Annotated in this window: 11 protein-coding genes; 2 read left to right on the top strand and 9 right to left on the bottom strand. The window is 44.7% G+C overall.

The genetic code is table 11. The annotated features are described in order from the left end of the window. Positions 1-249 precede the first annotated feature (249 nt). From SO_RS07010 to SO_RS06990, 5 genes are all read right to left on the bottom strand, one after another. On the bottom strand, positions 250-1,227 hold the full coding sequence (locus SO_RS07010; protein WP_011071693.1) for a transposase: 978 nt from the start codon (positions 1,225-1,227) through the stop codon (positions 250-252). A gap of 298 nt (positions 1,228-1,525) precedes the next feature. Beyond that, on the bottom strand, positions 1,526-2,035 hold the full coding sequence (locus SO_RS07005; protein WP_011071692.1) for a hypothetical protein: 510 nt from the start codon (positions 2,033-2,035) through the stop codon (positions 1,526-1,528). 87 nt (positions 2,036-2,122) lie between these two features. Continuing rightward, a complete protein-coding gene (locus SO_RS07000) occupies positions 2,123-2,488 on the bottom strand; it encodes a glyoxalase superfamily protein (protein ID WP_011071691.1) in 366 nt (121 codons plus the stop codon). A gap of 208 nt (positions 2,489-2,696) precedes the next feature. Beyond that, positions 2,697-4,208 (bottom strand): BAR domain-like protein A BdpA, encoded by a 1,512-nt coding sequence (gene bdpA / locus SO_RS06995; RefSeq protein ID WP_011071690.1) that lies wholly within the window; start codon positions 4,206-4,208, stop codon positions 2,697-2,699. Between the two features lie 219 nt (positions 4,209-4,427). Further along, complete coding sequence (locus SO_RS06990) at positions 4,428-5,774, bottom strand: MATE family efflux transporter (protein ID WP_011071689.1); 1,347 nt, start codon at positions 5,772-5,774, stop codon at positions 4,428-4,430. Between the two features lie 419 nt (positions 5,775-6,193). Here SO_RS06990 and SO_RS06985 point away from each other — a divergent pair, with 419 nt between their 5' ends. Beyond that, positions 6,194-7,738 carry a peptide MFS transporter gene (locus SO_RS06985; protein WP_011071688.1) on the top strand — a complete coding sequence of 515 codons (1,545 nt, stop codon included), beginning with the start codon at positions 6,194-6,196 and terminating at the stop codon, positions 7,736-7,738. Positions 7,739-7,970: 232 nt separating this feature from the next. On the opposite strand, the gene SO_RS06980 is transcribed toward SO_RS06985, so the two are convergent. Beyond that, entirely contained in the window at positions 7,971-8,492 is a 522-nt protein-coding gene (locus tag SO_RS06980; RefSeq protein WP_011071687.1) for a DUF3087 domain-containing protein, read from the bottom strand. 344 nt (positions 8,493-8,836) lie between these two features. Between SO_RS06980 and SO_RS06975 the strand changes: the two genes are divergently transcribed. Then, positions 8,837-9,613 carry a substrate-binding periplasmic protein gene (locus SO_RS06975; RefSeq protein ID WP_011071686.1) on the top strand — a complete coding sequence of 259 codons (777 nt, stop codon included), beginning with the start codon at positions 8,837-8,839 and terminating at the stop codon, positions 9,611-9,613. A 13-nt stretch (positions 9,614-9,626) separates the two neighbouring features. Here the strand turns inward: SO_RS06975 and SO_RS06970 are convergent, their stop codons facing one another. The 3 genes from SO_RS06970 to SO_RS06960 all read right to left on the bottom strand — a co-directional run bounded on the left by SO_RS06970 (position 9,627) and on the right by SO_RS06960 (position 15,492). Then, positions 9,627-10,724, bottom strand: a complete 1,098-nt coding sequence (locus SO_RS06970; RefSeq protein ID WP_011071685.1) for a CobW family GTP-binding protein — start codon at positions 10,722-10,724, stop codon at positions 9,627-9,629. Positions 10,725-10,895: 171 nt separating this feature from the next. Then, positions 10,896-12,266, bottom strand: a complete 1,371-nt coding sequence (locus tag SO_RS06965) for a DEAD/DEAH box helicase (RefSeq protein WP_011071684.1) — start codon at positions 12,264-12,266, stop codon at positions 10,896-10,898. 202 nt (positions 12,267-12,468) lie between these two features. Next, positions 12,469-15,492, bottom strand: a complete 3,024-nt coding sequence (locus SO_RS06960; RefSeq protein WP_011071683.1) for an EAL domain-containing protein — start codon at positions 15,490-15,492, stop codon at positions 12,469-12,471. Between the last annotated feature and the right edge of the window lie 105 nt (positions 15,493-15,597).

The following is a 15,597-nucleotide window of genomic DNA, read 5'->3' as shown; positions in this document are numbered from 1 at the left end:
GATGACCTAATTCCGGAGAAAAATCCGGCCATCCATTTTAGATCAACAACATAATGCACTTTCGATTTGTCTACAACTTGTACGAGTTAAAATTGCTTAAATGAGAGTCATCAAAAGCCGTAGGGGCAGCTTCTGAGGCAAAAAATAGCACTAATTCATTAAAAAATGGTGTATTTCAGACGAGGTAAATCATCCCAGTTCTTAGGAGATACTCAGCAAGGGTTATTTTCGAAGTTATATAAGTCGTTGTCAGTTGCAGCGCAAGTGCTGGCAGCTTGACGCAAAGTGCCGTCGTCGCTTTTCTAGATGCTCGCAGTAATCAGTGAGTTCTTGCAGTGTACCCACCGGACCATGAAATAGCTTGCCAAACTCGGTGGTCAGCTTGAGCCAATTGTCATGGGGGATATTTAATCTTGTCAGTATTTTGGCGCTATTTTCACTGATGTATCCACGTTTATCGTTGCGAATAATTCGGCCAGTATCATCCACTAATTGAAGGTAATCCGTTAAGGCACACGCAATGCCATTGGGTTGGTTGTCGCACTCGTTACCAATAAAAGGCAGTAGATTGCTCGGCTGCTCGCCTTTTAATGCGGCCCGAATACGTAGCTGAATGCTGGTATGGTCGGATTGTTTTGGTGTATCAGCGAGTTGCGCTCTAATGGGATTCAAATCGACGTAAGTCATACAAGCTAATACAGCGGCGTCATCGAGTAGGGCTTGGGATTTGAACCGCCCCTCCCAGAAGCGACCTGTGCAGTTATCTTCTTGATTTGCTTGCCTTGCGATAGGTTCATTCAAACAGCGCATAAACCATGAAATATCACACAAACGACTGCGATAAAGAGCGATGGAATGCTTTAATCTGCTGACCTCATAGGCTTCAACTAACTCACCTTTGGCGAATTTTTGCGTTAATTCATCGCCTTTAAACAACTTATGCCACTGCTCAAGTACTTCGCGGTCAGTCCAACGATTGGCACTGTCGATATCGACTCGCAGCACCAGATGCAGATGATTCGACATCACCGCAAACGCTGCCACATCAATAGCAAAAACCGCTTCAAGTTCAAACAGTAGCGATTCTACCCAACCACGACGATGGTCATAGTTTTTACCAGAATAGGCATCATCGCCACATAAAAATGCACGGCGAACAACGCGGCTACAACAATGGTAATAAGGCGTGTCTTCAAGACTTATCTGGGTTCTGCGAGGGCGCGGCATACAAACCTCCTTGTTTAATGCTTAACCAAAGCATAGTCGGAGGTTAACCGCAGCGCTATTAAAGATGGGTGTCCAGTTTTGCCTTTTCGGTGAGCAGAGTATTGTCTTGACTCACCGGGAACGTCCATATATGTCCAGTTTTGCCTTATCCAGTTTTGCCTTAAAAATGGTGTATTTAAGACGTGCTAATCCACCCAATAGAACAAATGGGCAGTGATTGGTTTAGATAAGCAGGATTACAGTGAGTTGCAGGACATGACATCCCATTTTTAAGATAAGCCTGTCAAAAATTGATTTTTTACTTTTTATATGGGAACAACCAAGTGTTCTTGGGCGTTTTTATATTTGGATTAACTAATCGCAATGCATCGTATAGTTCACTTCGCTTATATGGATAGTTAGGACTCAATAAAACTGATGAACCATTATTAATTTTCACAGAAATGAGGCTAGCGTCTGCACCTATATCTGTGCTTTGCTTAATTTCAATAATGTCTTGTGGATTTACGCTGAACGTGCACTCTTTAAAAGTCGGATGAAATGAGCTGAACTCGGAGTTTGTAAGCTTGATATAAAATTTCGCAGGATGAGTAAGCAACCATGCTGCTAGCGACAACATTACAAGCTCAGAAGTCACAGCAATATATTTTACGTAAAACAAAAATTGGTTATAAAAAGGATTATTTTTTGGAATCAATATCAAAATAAGCCAGAGGATAACGGGCAAAAATAGCATATTAAATGCGATCATTTTAGCTTGTTGTTTTCTAATTTTTTCGTAATAGAAAAATGTGCGTTCGATATTCATATCATTAACGCCCAGATTGAACGCGAAAAGTTACGCGGCGGTTTGACGTCACAGCCAGCACTGTTTGCTGGAAATAACATATTTTTGTTATGTCTCTGATGATTCATTAAACAATATCTTGTTTGAAAATGGATCTGTCACAGTGAAACACCTTGCTCCCCAAGTTGCCTCTTCAATGCTTGGCTTATTATATTTGTATGGTATTGCAGTAATTTGTGTAAAAAGCTTATCTAGGTTGCTGACATTAACAAAAACCTTACTGCCAGGCGTGCAGTCACCGGAATGTTCACTTAGGTGTAAAACAAAATCGCCAAGCGAAACTTGCATATAAATGGGGTAACCCTCTTCAAAACGATGTTCCCAATCTAACTCCATGCCAAGAAAGCCAAGATAAAACTCTTTGGCTTTGTCTTCATCAAAAATCCGCATAATTGGGATTGCCTGAAACTCCATGTCAACGACTCCATCACTAATAAAACCAAACAACTCGCTATTCTAAATCAACAACATAATGTACTTTCGGTTTGCCTACAACACGCTCAGATTAAAATGGCTTATTAAACGATCGCTTTGGTAATATTGCGCATATTAAAAATGGCAGCGAAAAAACTTCGCTGCCATTGTGATGAACAAGCCCAGTAAACCTTTCTATAACAAGTCGCTACATAAAGGCTTTAGTAAAGGCTTCCTTCGATTGACGAATATAATTGCGTGCACTTTGAGCATGTTGCTCCCATACCGCCCTATCACTTGGGTCGGTAAAGGGATTTTGCTCGGCGGCAATCGAGCGTTCAAAGCGGTCGTAAAAGGTTAACATCGCTGAGGTGATTTGATTAAAACGCTCTTTAAACTCCTGAAACTCATCCATTTTTTCAGTCGTTTTAATCATGTATTGCACCAGCTCAGCATTACTATTAGAGGCAAGTAAGGCTTCTGCTTTGGCGCTGATATTGGTATTCACATCGGCCATTATTTCCGAGCGTGTCTGCTCATCTTTGCTCATCACCTTGCTGTAATTTTCGGGTGTGCGGGCAATGCTGGCATGTTGCAGGTAGCTGCGCAGATGCTTGTCCAAATCCTTACGGAAATTGTCTAAGTTCTTCTGCATACTGACTAAATCATTATCGAGAGCCGTTACTTGTTGCAGCTCTTTCTCGATTTCGGCCATAAAGCGTTCGGCCTGCTGGTAAATCTTAAGGCCGTTTTCCTCGGCAAACTTTTTATCACTGCGACTTAAATCGCTGTTGTCGTAGTTTGAGCGGTCAAAGGTGGCAGCAAGGAAGGATTTAAAGGGTTCAGCAAAGGCTGAATAGGCACCAGCACTCACCACATTTAGGGTCGCTGTGGCTAAATCACCAAAGGGTTTGACCATAGAGCCTAAACGCGCCTGCTGAATGGGCGACGCAATCCGCTTAGCATCAGTTAATACCGACCGAAAGGTGTTATAACCCAAAGGGTTAGACATCTTGTTGCGCTCAGAGGTCGCCAATACAAAGGTGATACTGGAATAAATCGCATTAGAATACTCAAGGTACTGTCTTTGGCTTTCGAGCTGGGCGGCGTAGTTTTTGCCTAGGGTTCTAAAAGATTCAGCCTGAACCTCGTAGTTTTTGTCTTCTTTAAGCTTATCTAAAATGCCGCCAATGATTTTTTGCTCGTTTTTTTGCAGGGCAATATCCAAGCGAATTTTATCTAGGGTTAAGTCATCCAAACTGATAGGGCCATTAATGGCTTCGATATCGAGGCGAATATATTGGCGGCTCGGATCGTCAATCGATACCCTGTGGGCCAAATATTCATTTGTGCCAGGAGTAACATCGATAAGCGCCACATTCTGCCACTGAGCATCCAGTTTTAATACGGGCGATGTGAGTACATTAATCCGGTATTGAGTTTGGATATTTTGAGTTTTCACCCAAAACTCCAACAGCCCCGCTTCGGACACGGGGTATTTACTGACAATACTGCTATTGCCTTCGGCACATAGCAACGCGCTCTCGCCACTGTGGGGCTCTGCCCCATCAAATTGGCAACCCATGATCCAAGACCAAGGTTGGGATAAGCGGTTACCCTCAAAATCGCTAGCAAACACTAACTCATTATCTTTGGCGCTGGCATTAACACTGGTTAACACGCCAAACAACAGCATTGAGATGACTGCAGCGGTGCGCATAAAAGCCTCATAAAACATAAATAACATACGAAGAGCTCAAAGAACGGCCCAGAATTTTACCCTATCCACCGGCTTTTACCGTCAGTCGCTAGCGGTATTTTATCGATAAAACACACGCTAAAAACTGAGCTAATTTTAAGCTGGGATTAAACCAGCGAAATGTATCAGAGCGCATGCCGACACGCTAGTACTAACTCGGTTTCGCTCATAAAGATATCGTTAGGCGTTAACCTTAAGCCGCTGCATGGCGATAAACATCCAAATCACCAGCATAGTGCTACAGGTCGCGAGCGACACCCAAACGCCAATCACGCCAAAAGCCCAAGCAAAACAATAGATAATTGCAGCAATCAGTATGAGTTTTGCGCCAGTTAAAATCGATGCCTGTTTTGAACAATTAATCGCTTGGAAGAAACTCGCGCCAACTAAGATCAAGCCTTCCATCGGCAAGCCCCAAAAATACCAACGCATCCCTTCAATCGCAACCGGCGTAAGACTTGGATTATCGCCAGCGAACAAATACACCAACCACTCAGGGCGCGAGTAAATTAACACTAAGCCAAGCGCGGCGGTGAGTAGGGTCATGCTAAAGGCAATATTACGTGCTTGCTTTACCCGATCAAACCGCCCTGCTCCTGCATTAAAGCTATAAATGGGTTGGGTGCCGAGGGCAATACCTTCAAAAATCAAATAGAAAAACGCTTCGGTATAACTAACCACCCCGTATGCCGCCACGTGCAATGGACCGCCAACCCACAAAAAAGCCGTGTTGTGCAAGGTTAACACAATCGACAGATACAAGTTCATCAAGAAGCTTGGTAATCCAACACGGGCGATATTGATGCAGTTATCAAGCTTAAGCTTCATCTGCTCGAGGTTGATTTTGAGCTGAGTACGCGCGCCAAAAAAATGCTGCAAACATAGCAGTCCGGTGACCGCCTGTGACAGCATGGTCGCAATCGCCGCGCCCGCTAATCCAAAGGGAAACACCACAATAAACAGCCAATCTAAAAAGGTGTTAAGCACACCGCCTAAGATCAGTACGAAGGTGACCATGGACGGGCGACCGTCATTACGCAACAAGGTGGTAAATGCCATTGAAATGATGGGGAAATGGCATAGCGCAAAATACCAGAATAAGTATTCGTTGGCGTTTTCGAGAATCTCTCCTTCAGCGCCAAGGGCAATTAAAATATCCCGAGAGAAGACCCCACCCACTAAAGCAAAAAATGCCCCCGCTAATAAACATAAACTAAAGGCATTACCGAGTAATTTACGTGCCTTGGCAACATTGCCTTGCCCAAGGTTGATTGAGACTAAGGCCGCGCTGCCCATGCCAATCATGGCGCCGATGGCATATAAAATCGCGCCGACGGGATAGGCTAACATCATGCCCGCAAGCCCCGTTTCACCCAGATAGTGACCCACGAAGATCCCATCGATTGTGACATACACCCCTGTCACCAGCATGGAGGCGATTGTCGGTATGGTATAGCGCCAGAAAAGCTTAGCGATCGGCTCTTGCAGCAGGCGTTGATCCGTTGCGCTATGGGAAATTGCAGTCATAACCAAGTCTCACAAAAAAGAAAGGCAGGGCGCACAGGCTTTGTTCTGATGATATTTACACAAATCAATAAGGGATGAACAAAAATGCGGCAGAGGATTGTACCTAAATTTTACCTTAATACCAAACCCGATTAGCACGATTGCGTTGTCACAAAAACGAATCTGCACAATATCTTACTGACAATACACTTTTACCAATCCGCCGCGACAATTTAGCAACCACTAAATAACAGCTGTGGCAAAACTAATCATTTTTAACTACTTTTTGGTATTTAACCCTTAATTAGGTAAAGTGTAGGCTTAAATGACCCCATAGCGGTTAGTTATCGTGGTATTATTTGCCTATACAATTGAGTTAACTATCTAATTAATAATCAATTAGTACAATTAAATTCAATAACAATAATAAAGGAAAGGACATGAGTCACAATAGTCCAAATGCAGAGAATGATCTGCGCGAAGTCAAGCAGTTAGGCATGTGGGCCTCCATCACTAGCCTAAGTTATATTTTTTGGTTAGTGGGCGGCATGGAGCTGGTCGAACGGATTGCTTATTACGGCGTTAAAGCCAGTGCGGGCCTATACGCAAAAGCGCCTGAATCGGCGGGTGGTTTGGGTATTAGTCTGAGTGACTATGGCATCATTATTTCTCTTTGGGCCATTATGCAGACCTTTGTGCCCGTTTTTACCGGTGGGATATCCGATAGGGTCGGCTATAAGGAAACCATTTTTGGCTCCACCATCATTAAAATCATGGGCTATTTGACCATGGCATTTTTCCCCACCTTTTGGGGCTTTTTATCGGGTTCATTACTACTCGCCATCGGTACTGGGATATTTAAACCCGGCATCCAAGGCACTTTAGTGCTCTCCACCAACCGCAATAACACCTCGATGGCCTGGGGGATTTTTTACCAAGTGGTGAATATCGGTGGCTTTTTGGGCCCATTGGTTGCCGTGCATATGCGCCAGCTTTCTTGGGATAATGTGTTTTATGCTTGCGCCGCGATTATCTCGCTAAACTTCCTGTTTTTATTAACCTATACCGAACCGGGTAAAGCCGAACGCCTCGCCCGTAATCAACAAATTAAATCCGGTGACATAAAGCAAGAAACCCTGTGGCGCGATGCTTGGCATGAGCTGAAAAAGCCGATTGTGATTTATTACATGCTGGTGTTTTCAGGCTTTTGGTTTTTGTTCAATTCCCTGTTTGATGTGTTGCCCATCCATATTTCTGAATGGGTCGACACCAGTGTGATTGTCACCAGCCTGTTTGGTAGCGAAGGCACTAGCAACGGTATTTTACAATTCTGGCTCGGGTTAAATAATGAAGGTACTAAGGTCATGCCCGAAGGCATGCTTAACCTCAACGCCGGCCTAATTATGACCAGCTGCTTTTTAGTTGCCGCTCTGACCGCCAAATATCGTATTACTACCGTCATGTTAATTGGCTGCTTACTTAGTATTTTAGCCTTTGTGTTTATCGGCGCCTTCCATGCTGCTTGGTTTATTGTGTTCGCCATTGCCATGTTCTCTATTGGCGAGATGATGATTAGCCCGAAGAAAAACGAGTTTATGGGCAACATTGCCCCCGAAGGTAAAAAAGCCATGTACCTTGGCTTTGTAATGCTTCCTCAAGGGATTGGTTGGGGCCTAGAAGGCTATTTTGGCCCTAAGCTCTATGAAATTTACGCATCAAAAGAGCTGTTTTCACGCGACTTATTACTTGAGCGCGGCATGAGCCCTACAGATGTAAGCGCCATTCCGCAGGGGGAAGCTTTTACCACTCTAGTGAGCTTTACTGGCGAAAATGCCCATGACCTCACTCAACTCCTGTACAACAGCCATAATATCGGTATGGCTTGGTATATTATTGCGGCGATTGGTACCATTTCAGCGGTGGGTATTTATTTCTATGGTAAGTGGTTACTGACGCTGCAAAGAGCGCAGCAAGCAGCACACTAATGGATTAACCGCGTTATGCACGCCTTTAACTGATCCCAATAAAAAAGTGAGTGTGTAGGCACTCACTTTTTTAAAGCTCAATAAGTTATTTAATCGTTCAATGATTATATCAATCACATTAAATATCTAATCAGTTCAGAGCACCACTATGCCTTCAAGCCTTCGCCTTGTCTAAAGCCCGTTTAACTCCCGCTGAATGAACAGATATTTAATACGATTGGTATTAGATAGGTTAAAACCCCGCTAACAGTTCGACCTCAAATTGCTCAGCCGATAGCGTTAATCCTAAAGCTTCACACTGTTCCTGTACCTGCGTTAGCTCCTTATCAACGGCTGATAAAGTCAGCGTATTATCATCCAGCAAATACACCTGTCGTAAACTGGTGAAGTAAAACAGTAGTGTAATCAATGCATTTATATCATTGCTCGTGGCTGCGGCTTTGATTTTATTCAGCTTACGGTAAATGCGATTTTGCAGTTGCTTTAACTGCCATACATAATAAATTTCCTTCAAAAAAGGCTGAGTTTTTAGCTGATACACGATGGCGCTACAAAGCAATGCCGCCAATATCACCCCAAGTAAATTCCAATGGAAATTCCCCGTAGGTTCTCCAGGCACAGCCTCAACGCCAAAAAGTGCAATCAACCCCGCCCCAAAGCCAAGGGAGCAGATAATTAAGGCCAAGACTAAGACCATCATAAACAGGTTCATATTGCTGCGGTAAAGGGCTTTATCAATGTGCTGTAACTTCATGGACTCACTATTTTCCAAAAATATGCGTTTGCGGCGCAGCATAACCCAGTTTGCTTGAACTTGCCTGAACAATAAAAGCCTCTCCACATTAAGAAAAGAGGGCAATGATACAAATTTAAACCAATAAACTTGCGTTTACAAATGGGCAAATTATCAATAAATTTATTTAGTTATATTTTTATTATCGGGATTAGTTGCTCTTAAGTGAAGGACTGGTACGCGCAGATAGGAATACGTAACAATGTACAATTTGCCAATATCCAGAGTGAGCGGCCATTCGATTAACACACTCCCCATACTTGCGCTATATTCCTATAGGGATTAACAACCATCAAAGGAATGCCATGGCATCAAATAACACCTTAATAAGGTTAATTTTGCTGACACTCGTTTGCTTAGGTTTTCCCGTAAAAGCACAGGAATTACTTGCCGTTGGCACTCATTTTAGCCAAATTTTTGAACAACAATCGAATGGTGAATACACTGGCTTAGGGGTGGATATTCTCAATCGGTTTGCCAAGCAACAACAAGTGACTATTCACTATCAAATAACCCCTTGGCGCCGAGCTCAATCTATGGTCGAGCGTGGCCAAGCAGATATTTTAATTGGTCCCTATGTTTCTGAAGAGCGGCAAAAGCGCTTAGCCTTTTCAGCTCAGCCCTTTTACCGCGATGAAATTGTTTTTTATGCCAGAGTCAATAGTCCCACATCTTGGGATGGCAGCTATGCCAGCATCAACAGATTAAGAATAGGTAAGATGCAAGGCTGGAGTTACGGCTATTTATTTACCGAACGAACTAAGGAGCTGACGATCAATGAATTTACCGATCTAAAAAGCGGTATTGAACGCTTATCCCGCGGCGATCTTGATTTGCTTGCAACCAATGTACGCAATACTCAAGCCGTGCTCGCGCAAATCAAGATCCCACAAGCAATAACACCGATTCTACCAACAATTGATATCCAAGATGGGTTTATGGCTTTCCCTAAATCAACACAATTTCAAGCACTTAAGCAAAATTTTGACCACTTTATGCAACATATGATTCAAAGTGGGGAACTGGCTACACTGGCAAAAGAGCGAGGTGTCACCATTCCTAATTCAACACTCACCGATTAATCAACGTCTTCCATTAACCAACTAAACACTCAACCAAAGCCTGCTCGATGCGATCCCAATCCAAATCTTGGGTTGCAATCATCTCCAGCCGAGAATCTAGGCTATCATCAAGTTCAGTGACAGCCATATCCCCATCGCTCCAATTGATCCCAGCTATGCCATCGCTCGTAATCATCACAGCCTTCACACGCAGCAAAGTAGGATTCACTTGAGTCTGTTCGGAGATAAATTGCATTAACTTATCAAAATCAAATTCTTGTAAAGGATTAAATACCCATCCACAGCTAAAACAGCCCTCACCTTGATTTTGCTTACGTACCCTCTCTTGCGGTTCAATGTAATCACCATCCTCGCTAACGCTCTTTGCAAATACGCCCTGTAATCCCAATGTTTCGGCGCTATTAAGCAGTAAACTCTGAGGTTGGCTCACCACGCTAGCGGCTTTGTAGCTCGGCGCCCTCGGTATATCACGCCGTGGCTGCTTAAGGTATTCAAGTAAACGAGTTGATAAGCCTTGCGATGCACTATGCTCCACAACTGGCGTATCAACGAGTTGTAACGCATTGAGATACTGAGCTAATTCCAAGTCCAATTGTTGGTCATGTAGCGCTTCAAACTCAGGGTATAAATCAGTTTTGGTTGTGATAATCACATCGGCCACTTGCAACTGCTGGATAAAATTATCATGCCCGCGGTAGCGTTCATCCATTAATTTACGGGCATCGATAAGGCACAAGGTACTTTGAAGGCGGATAACATGTTGATAATGGGGGGCGCTGAGTACCTTGATGATTTCATTAGGATGCCCCAATCCCGTAGGTTCAATCAGCAATCTATCAGGCTTAGCTCGGGCGATCAGTTGATTGATAGCCACTTGGGTCGGTACGCCCGCAGCACAGCACATACAGCCACCTGCGACTTCACGAATTTGCACCCCACTGTTGTTTGCAGCTAAAAGACACGCATCAATGCCTACTTCACCAAATTCATTCACCAATACGGCCCAAGTCTCCCCCTCGGGTTTGGTTTTAAGTAGCTGTTTAATTAAAGATGTTTTACCGACACCTAAAAAACCTGTGATGATATTGGTGGGAATGGCTTTGACTATCATGGGCAACACTCGCGGGGGAACTGGCAACGTTTAGGGGCATTCGAGTGTAGGGATATTCAACGTAAAGCTCAACAAAAAGCGCGCCTTGGGCGCGCTGATAAAGGAATATCCCCACAAAACCTGACAAGGATTGAAACACCTATATTCAGGTCGATTGGGAATTGGCAGTCACTACTTTAGTTTGTGGCCGCTATGGGGCTTGCCACCAGAACGCTGAGGCTGAGATGGACTAACTTTAGCTTTATCTTTTGAATATTTACCTTCACGGGAAGGGGATTTTCTCGCTCGGGCTTGGCTCTCACTCGACTTTCCACCAGCACTTGATTTGCCAATAGTGCGATCCTTTGGCGCTTTATAGCTCCATTTTGTCTTGGTGGTTACCACGGGCAGATCGCGGTAACGCGCCGGAAGTGGTGTGCCTTCTTCGTAACCTGGCTGGACGGTGACGGGGAGTTTTTCGCCAATTAAAGCTTCAATCTCAGCGAGCATTTCATCATCCGCGGGACTGACAAATGAAATGGCTCGACCTGACAGTCCTGCTCGGCCGGTACGGCCAATACGATGGACATAATCTTCCGCCAAAAAAGGCAACTCTAGGTTTATCACTAAGGGCAGCGCCTGAATATCAAGCCCGCGGGCAGCAACATCGGTCGCCACCAACACGCGCAGTTTTCCAGCTTTAAAATCATCGAGCACACGATTACGAGCCCCTTGAGTTTTATCCCCATGGAAGACGCCTGCGCTAATGCCGTCGAGCGTTAACTCCTGCAATAAATGCTCAGCGCATTCCTTAGTACTGGCGAACACCAACACTTGGCGCCAATTATTACGCCCCACCAGCTCAGATAATAACTCTGCTTTGCGACGTTTATCGACCCGATACACTAACTGTTCTACAGTCGATGCCGTGGTATTTTCTGCAACATTAACCCACTGGGGTTGATTAAGCATCTTATGGGAGAGCTGCTTCACCGCATCGCTATAGGTAGCAGAAAACAGCATGGTTTGATGTACTGGCGCGATAAGGCGCTTCACCTTTTCAATGTCGCGTACAAAGCCTAAATCGAGCATACGATCCGCTTCGTCAATCACTAAGGTGGTTACACTGGACAGATCTAAATTGAACTGGCCAATAATATCAAATAGTCTCCCTGGAGTGGCGACGAGGATATCCACGCCCTGCTCGACCCCTTTGCGCTGGGGATTCATATTCGCACCGCCATAAACCGCTAAGGTTTTGAGGGGCAAAAATTGGCTATATTTTTGAATATTCGCACAAACTTGAATCGCTAATTCTCGGGTTGGCGTCATCACTAAGGCACGCAGCAACGGTTTATCGGCAGGCTTGGCAGCTAATTGCTCTAGCACGGGTAAAGCAAAGGCAGCGGTTTTACCGGTTCCCGTTTGAGCACAGGCCATAATATCCTTACCCACTAACGCGAGGGGAATAACCTGTTGTTGCACTTGAGTGAGCTGCTGATAGCCACACTCAGTTATCGCATTCAAAAGAGGTGAAGATAAGCCGAGTGTGTCAAATTTCATAGGAACTCTTAGGTGTTAGTCGGTAGAATTGCTAAATGCGCAGTAAACAAGAGACGAATCGAAGAGATGACTTATTGTACTCTTCAACATTATTAATTTTCTGCATCATGCCCTTAAATGGGGCCGCGGAGTCTAGCAAAATTCGCGGCCGATTTATAGGCAAAAACGCTGCGCGCTTGATAAACCGTTCTCGCCTAGGTGTTTAGGTCAGCAAATACTTGCTGGCAAACTCACTGGCACTCACCGGTTTAGAGAATAAATAGCCTTGGCCATAATCACAGCCAGCCCTGAGCAATACCTGCCGCTGCGCCTCAGTCTCAACCCCTTCGGCGATGACTTTCATGCCCAATTTATGGGCCATCACAATAATGGCTTCACACAAGGTGTGATCGTTTTCATCCGTATCAATATTGCGAGTAAAAGATTGATCTATTTTTAAATAGTCGATATCGAATTTCTTCAAATACGCCAGTGATGAATAGCCGGTACCAAAATCATCTAAAGATACTTGTACGCCCGCATCCCTGTAGGCTAACAGTTTTTCGGTCACCCCCATGCTGGCATCAAGCAATAGCCCCTCGGTAATTTCCACACAAACGCCCGCCCCCGTGACATCAAGCTGTTGCAGTAACTCGAGCCAATTGTGTAACAATGCCCCCTCATCACGGAACTGAATGGGCGATTTGTTAACACTGATCTGAATTTCAACGCCGAGTGTCTTGCGCCACTGGGCACTTTGGCGCGCGGCCTGTTCAAATACCCAATTACCAATCTCAACAATTAGCCCAGTATCTTCAGCGACGGGAATAAACTCCGCCGGCGACACCGAGCCCCGCTCCGGATGGAACCAGCGTAACAAGGCTTCAGCTTTAAGCACTTCACCAGTCGCCATGGTCACTATCGGTTGATAGTGCAGCTCAAATTCTTTATTAAGCACCGCTTGACGGAGATCGTGGATTAATCGCATGCGATATTTTGCGTATTCCTGCATCGAAGGCGTAAAGTAGTTAAACCGGTTGCGCCCCTGATCTTTTGCCGCATACATGGCTTGATCCGCATGTTTTAGCAAGCCCTCAATGCTGGGCGAATCGTCCGGATAAAGCGTGATCCCAATACTCGCGCTGATATGGGTGGTTTCTTCACCTAAGTAATAGGGCTCGGCAATACGCCTTAAAATATGCTCAGCAACTCGCTCAATCCCCTTATGATCCGCCATTGAACTGAGCACCACGGTAAATTCATCACCGCCAAGTCGCGCTACCACATCAGCGTCCCGTACACAGGATTTTAAGCGGCTTGCGGTTTCAATCAGTAATAAATCCCCCATGGCATGACCTAGGGTATCGTTAACCTCTTTAAAGTAATCGAGGTCGAGAAACATCAACGCAAAGTGATTACGGTTGCGGTCGGCCGTCTTGATTTCGGCACTTAAATATTCGAGCAACATGCGCCTGTTAGGTAAGCCGGTTAAGGTATCGTAGTTTGCCTGCTTCCAGATTAAATGTTCACTTTGTTTTTTATCGGTAATATCGGAAAAGAGTGCAACACGGCGGTGCGGTAAACCATCTTTATCTTTGATGGTGTTGATGGTTAACCAAATCACATATTCTTCATTGTTTCTGCGCCGTTGGCGCATCTCACCCTGCCACTCGCCTTTATTGCGGATATCATCATTCATCTGCTGATAAAACTCATGGCCATTGAGGTCGCAATACATCATACGAATATGCTGCCCACGGATTTCAGACTCGCTATAACCGGTAATATCAGTAAAGGCGGCGTTTACGGTAATAATCACACCATTTTCATCGAGCACGCTCATGGCTTCTGAGCTATTGTCATACACCAATGCCGAGAGTTTTAAGGACTCTTCAATCAACTTAGCTTCGGTGATATCGGTATAAGTACCGCACATTCTTAGGGCATTATTGTTGGCATCGCGACTCACTACCTTGCCCGTATCTAATATCCAGCGAATATCACGGTTGAGGGTTTTTAAGCGGTATTCCATCTTATGCTGCGGCGTTTCTCCGCGGATGTGGGCTTCAATTGATTGCAGCACTTGAGGTCGATCTTCAGCAACGATCGAGTCCATCCACTGCCGACTATTGGCATTAAGCATGTCGATATCGCACCCTAAAATATCGGCGCTGCGGGTATTGCGCTCAATATGATCATTACGAATGTCCCAGTCCCATACCCCGAGATCGCTGCTGCTTAATACCAATTCGAGCTGTTCACGACTGGCAAGCACTTCTCTATCGGCAAGGGTTTGGGCTGTTACATCCAAATACCCCGAAATCACCAGTAATACCTGATGATTCGTACGCTTACAGGCCACCGTCATATGGGTGTAAACCAGTGAGCCATTCTTCGCGATAAAGCGTTTATCCAATTCATAATTATCAATATTACCGGCAAGCATCTGCTCAAATTTGGCAACATCAGCGTCGAGATCATCTGGGTGAGTGAGCTGCTTCCAGGTCATATGCAACAACTCATCTTCTGAGTACTTCAGCATCTGGCAAAGCCTTGGATTCACTTTAATCCACTTTTGATCAATACCCGTTATCGCAATCCCAATATTGCCGATGTTAAATTGGCTACGGAACAAGAAATCATCTTGCAAACGGATTTGTTCATCTCGCTCCAATTCAAAGCGGCGGGACAGTAAACGACTCAACAACCATGTTGCGAGGGGATAAATCAATAATATAGGTAAGGTGATTTTAGACAGAACAGGTACTACATGTTGGCCAGGCAATAGAAAAAACCATGACAACATGACTAAATGCACTAAGAAAGCAAAACTAATCACTTCTGTGCCCGAAATACTCGCGAGGTGGGCCTTACGATAATGCCGCCATATCACGCCAATAAGGCCAGAGGTAATAATCACTCCAACCCCAACCCACATGGCAACACCACCAATACTCAGCCGATAAAGCGCAGTGATAACCACGGCGATTGCCGTTGGCAAACCGCCAAAAAATAAACCTGAAACACATAAAAGCACTGAGCGGGTATCGAAAATAATCCCAGGTTCATACATCCATGGTGTACTCATAATCGCGACACCAATGCCACCTATGAGTACGCCAATTCCCAGCCGCCAGAGTAAAAAATACTGCCGCTGATGCTTTTTAGGAATCGCATCATACAAAAATACCAGCGCCAGCAATAAAGCCGCATTTTGCACTAAAGGTAAGAAAATGCTTTTATCCATGAATGTGGAAGCAACTCCAGAAATGAGAGAGAGAATTATCTTACGATAACTTTTTCCCACAAGTGTAGCAGAATTGCTTACAAATCATGATCTAATTACAAGGGC

The sequence above is a fragment of the Shewanella oneidensis MR-1 genome (assembly GCF_000146165.2).
GTDB classification, from domain to species: Bacteria; Pseudomonadota; Gammaproteobacteria; order Enterobacterales; family Shewanellaceae; genus Shewanella; species Shewanella oneidensis.
The sequence above is the reverse complement of the archived record's forward strand: the minus strand, read 5'-3'. Positions and strand labels throughout refer to the sequence as shown.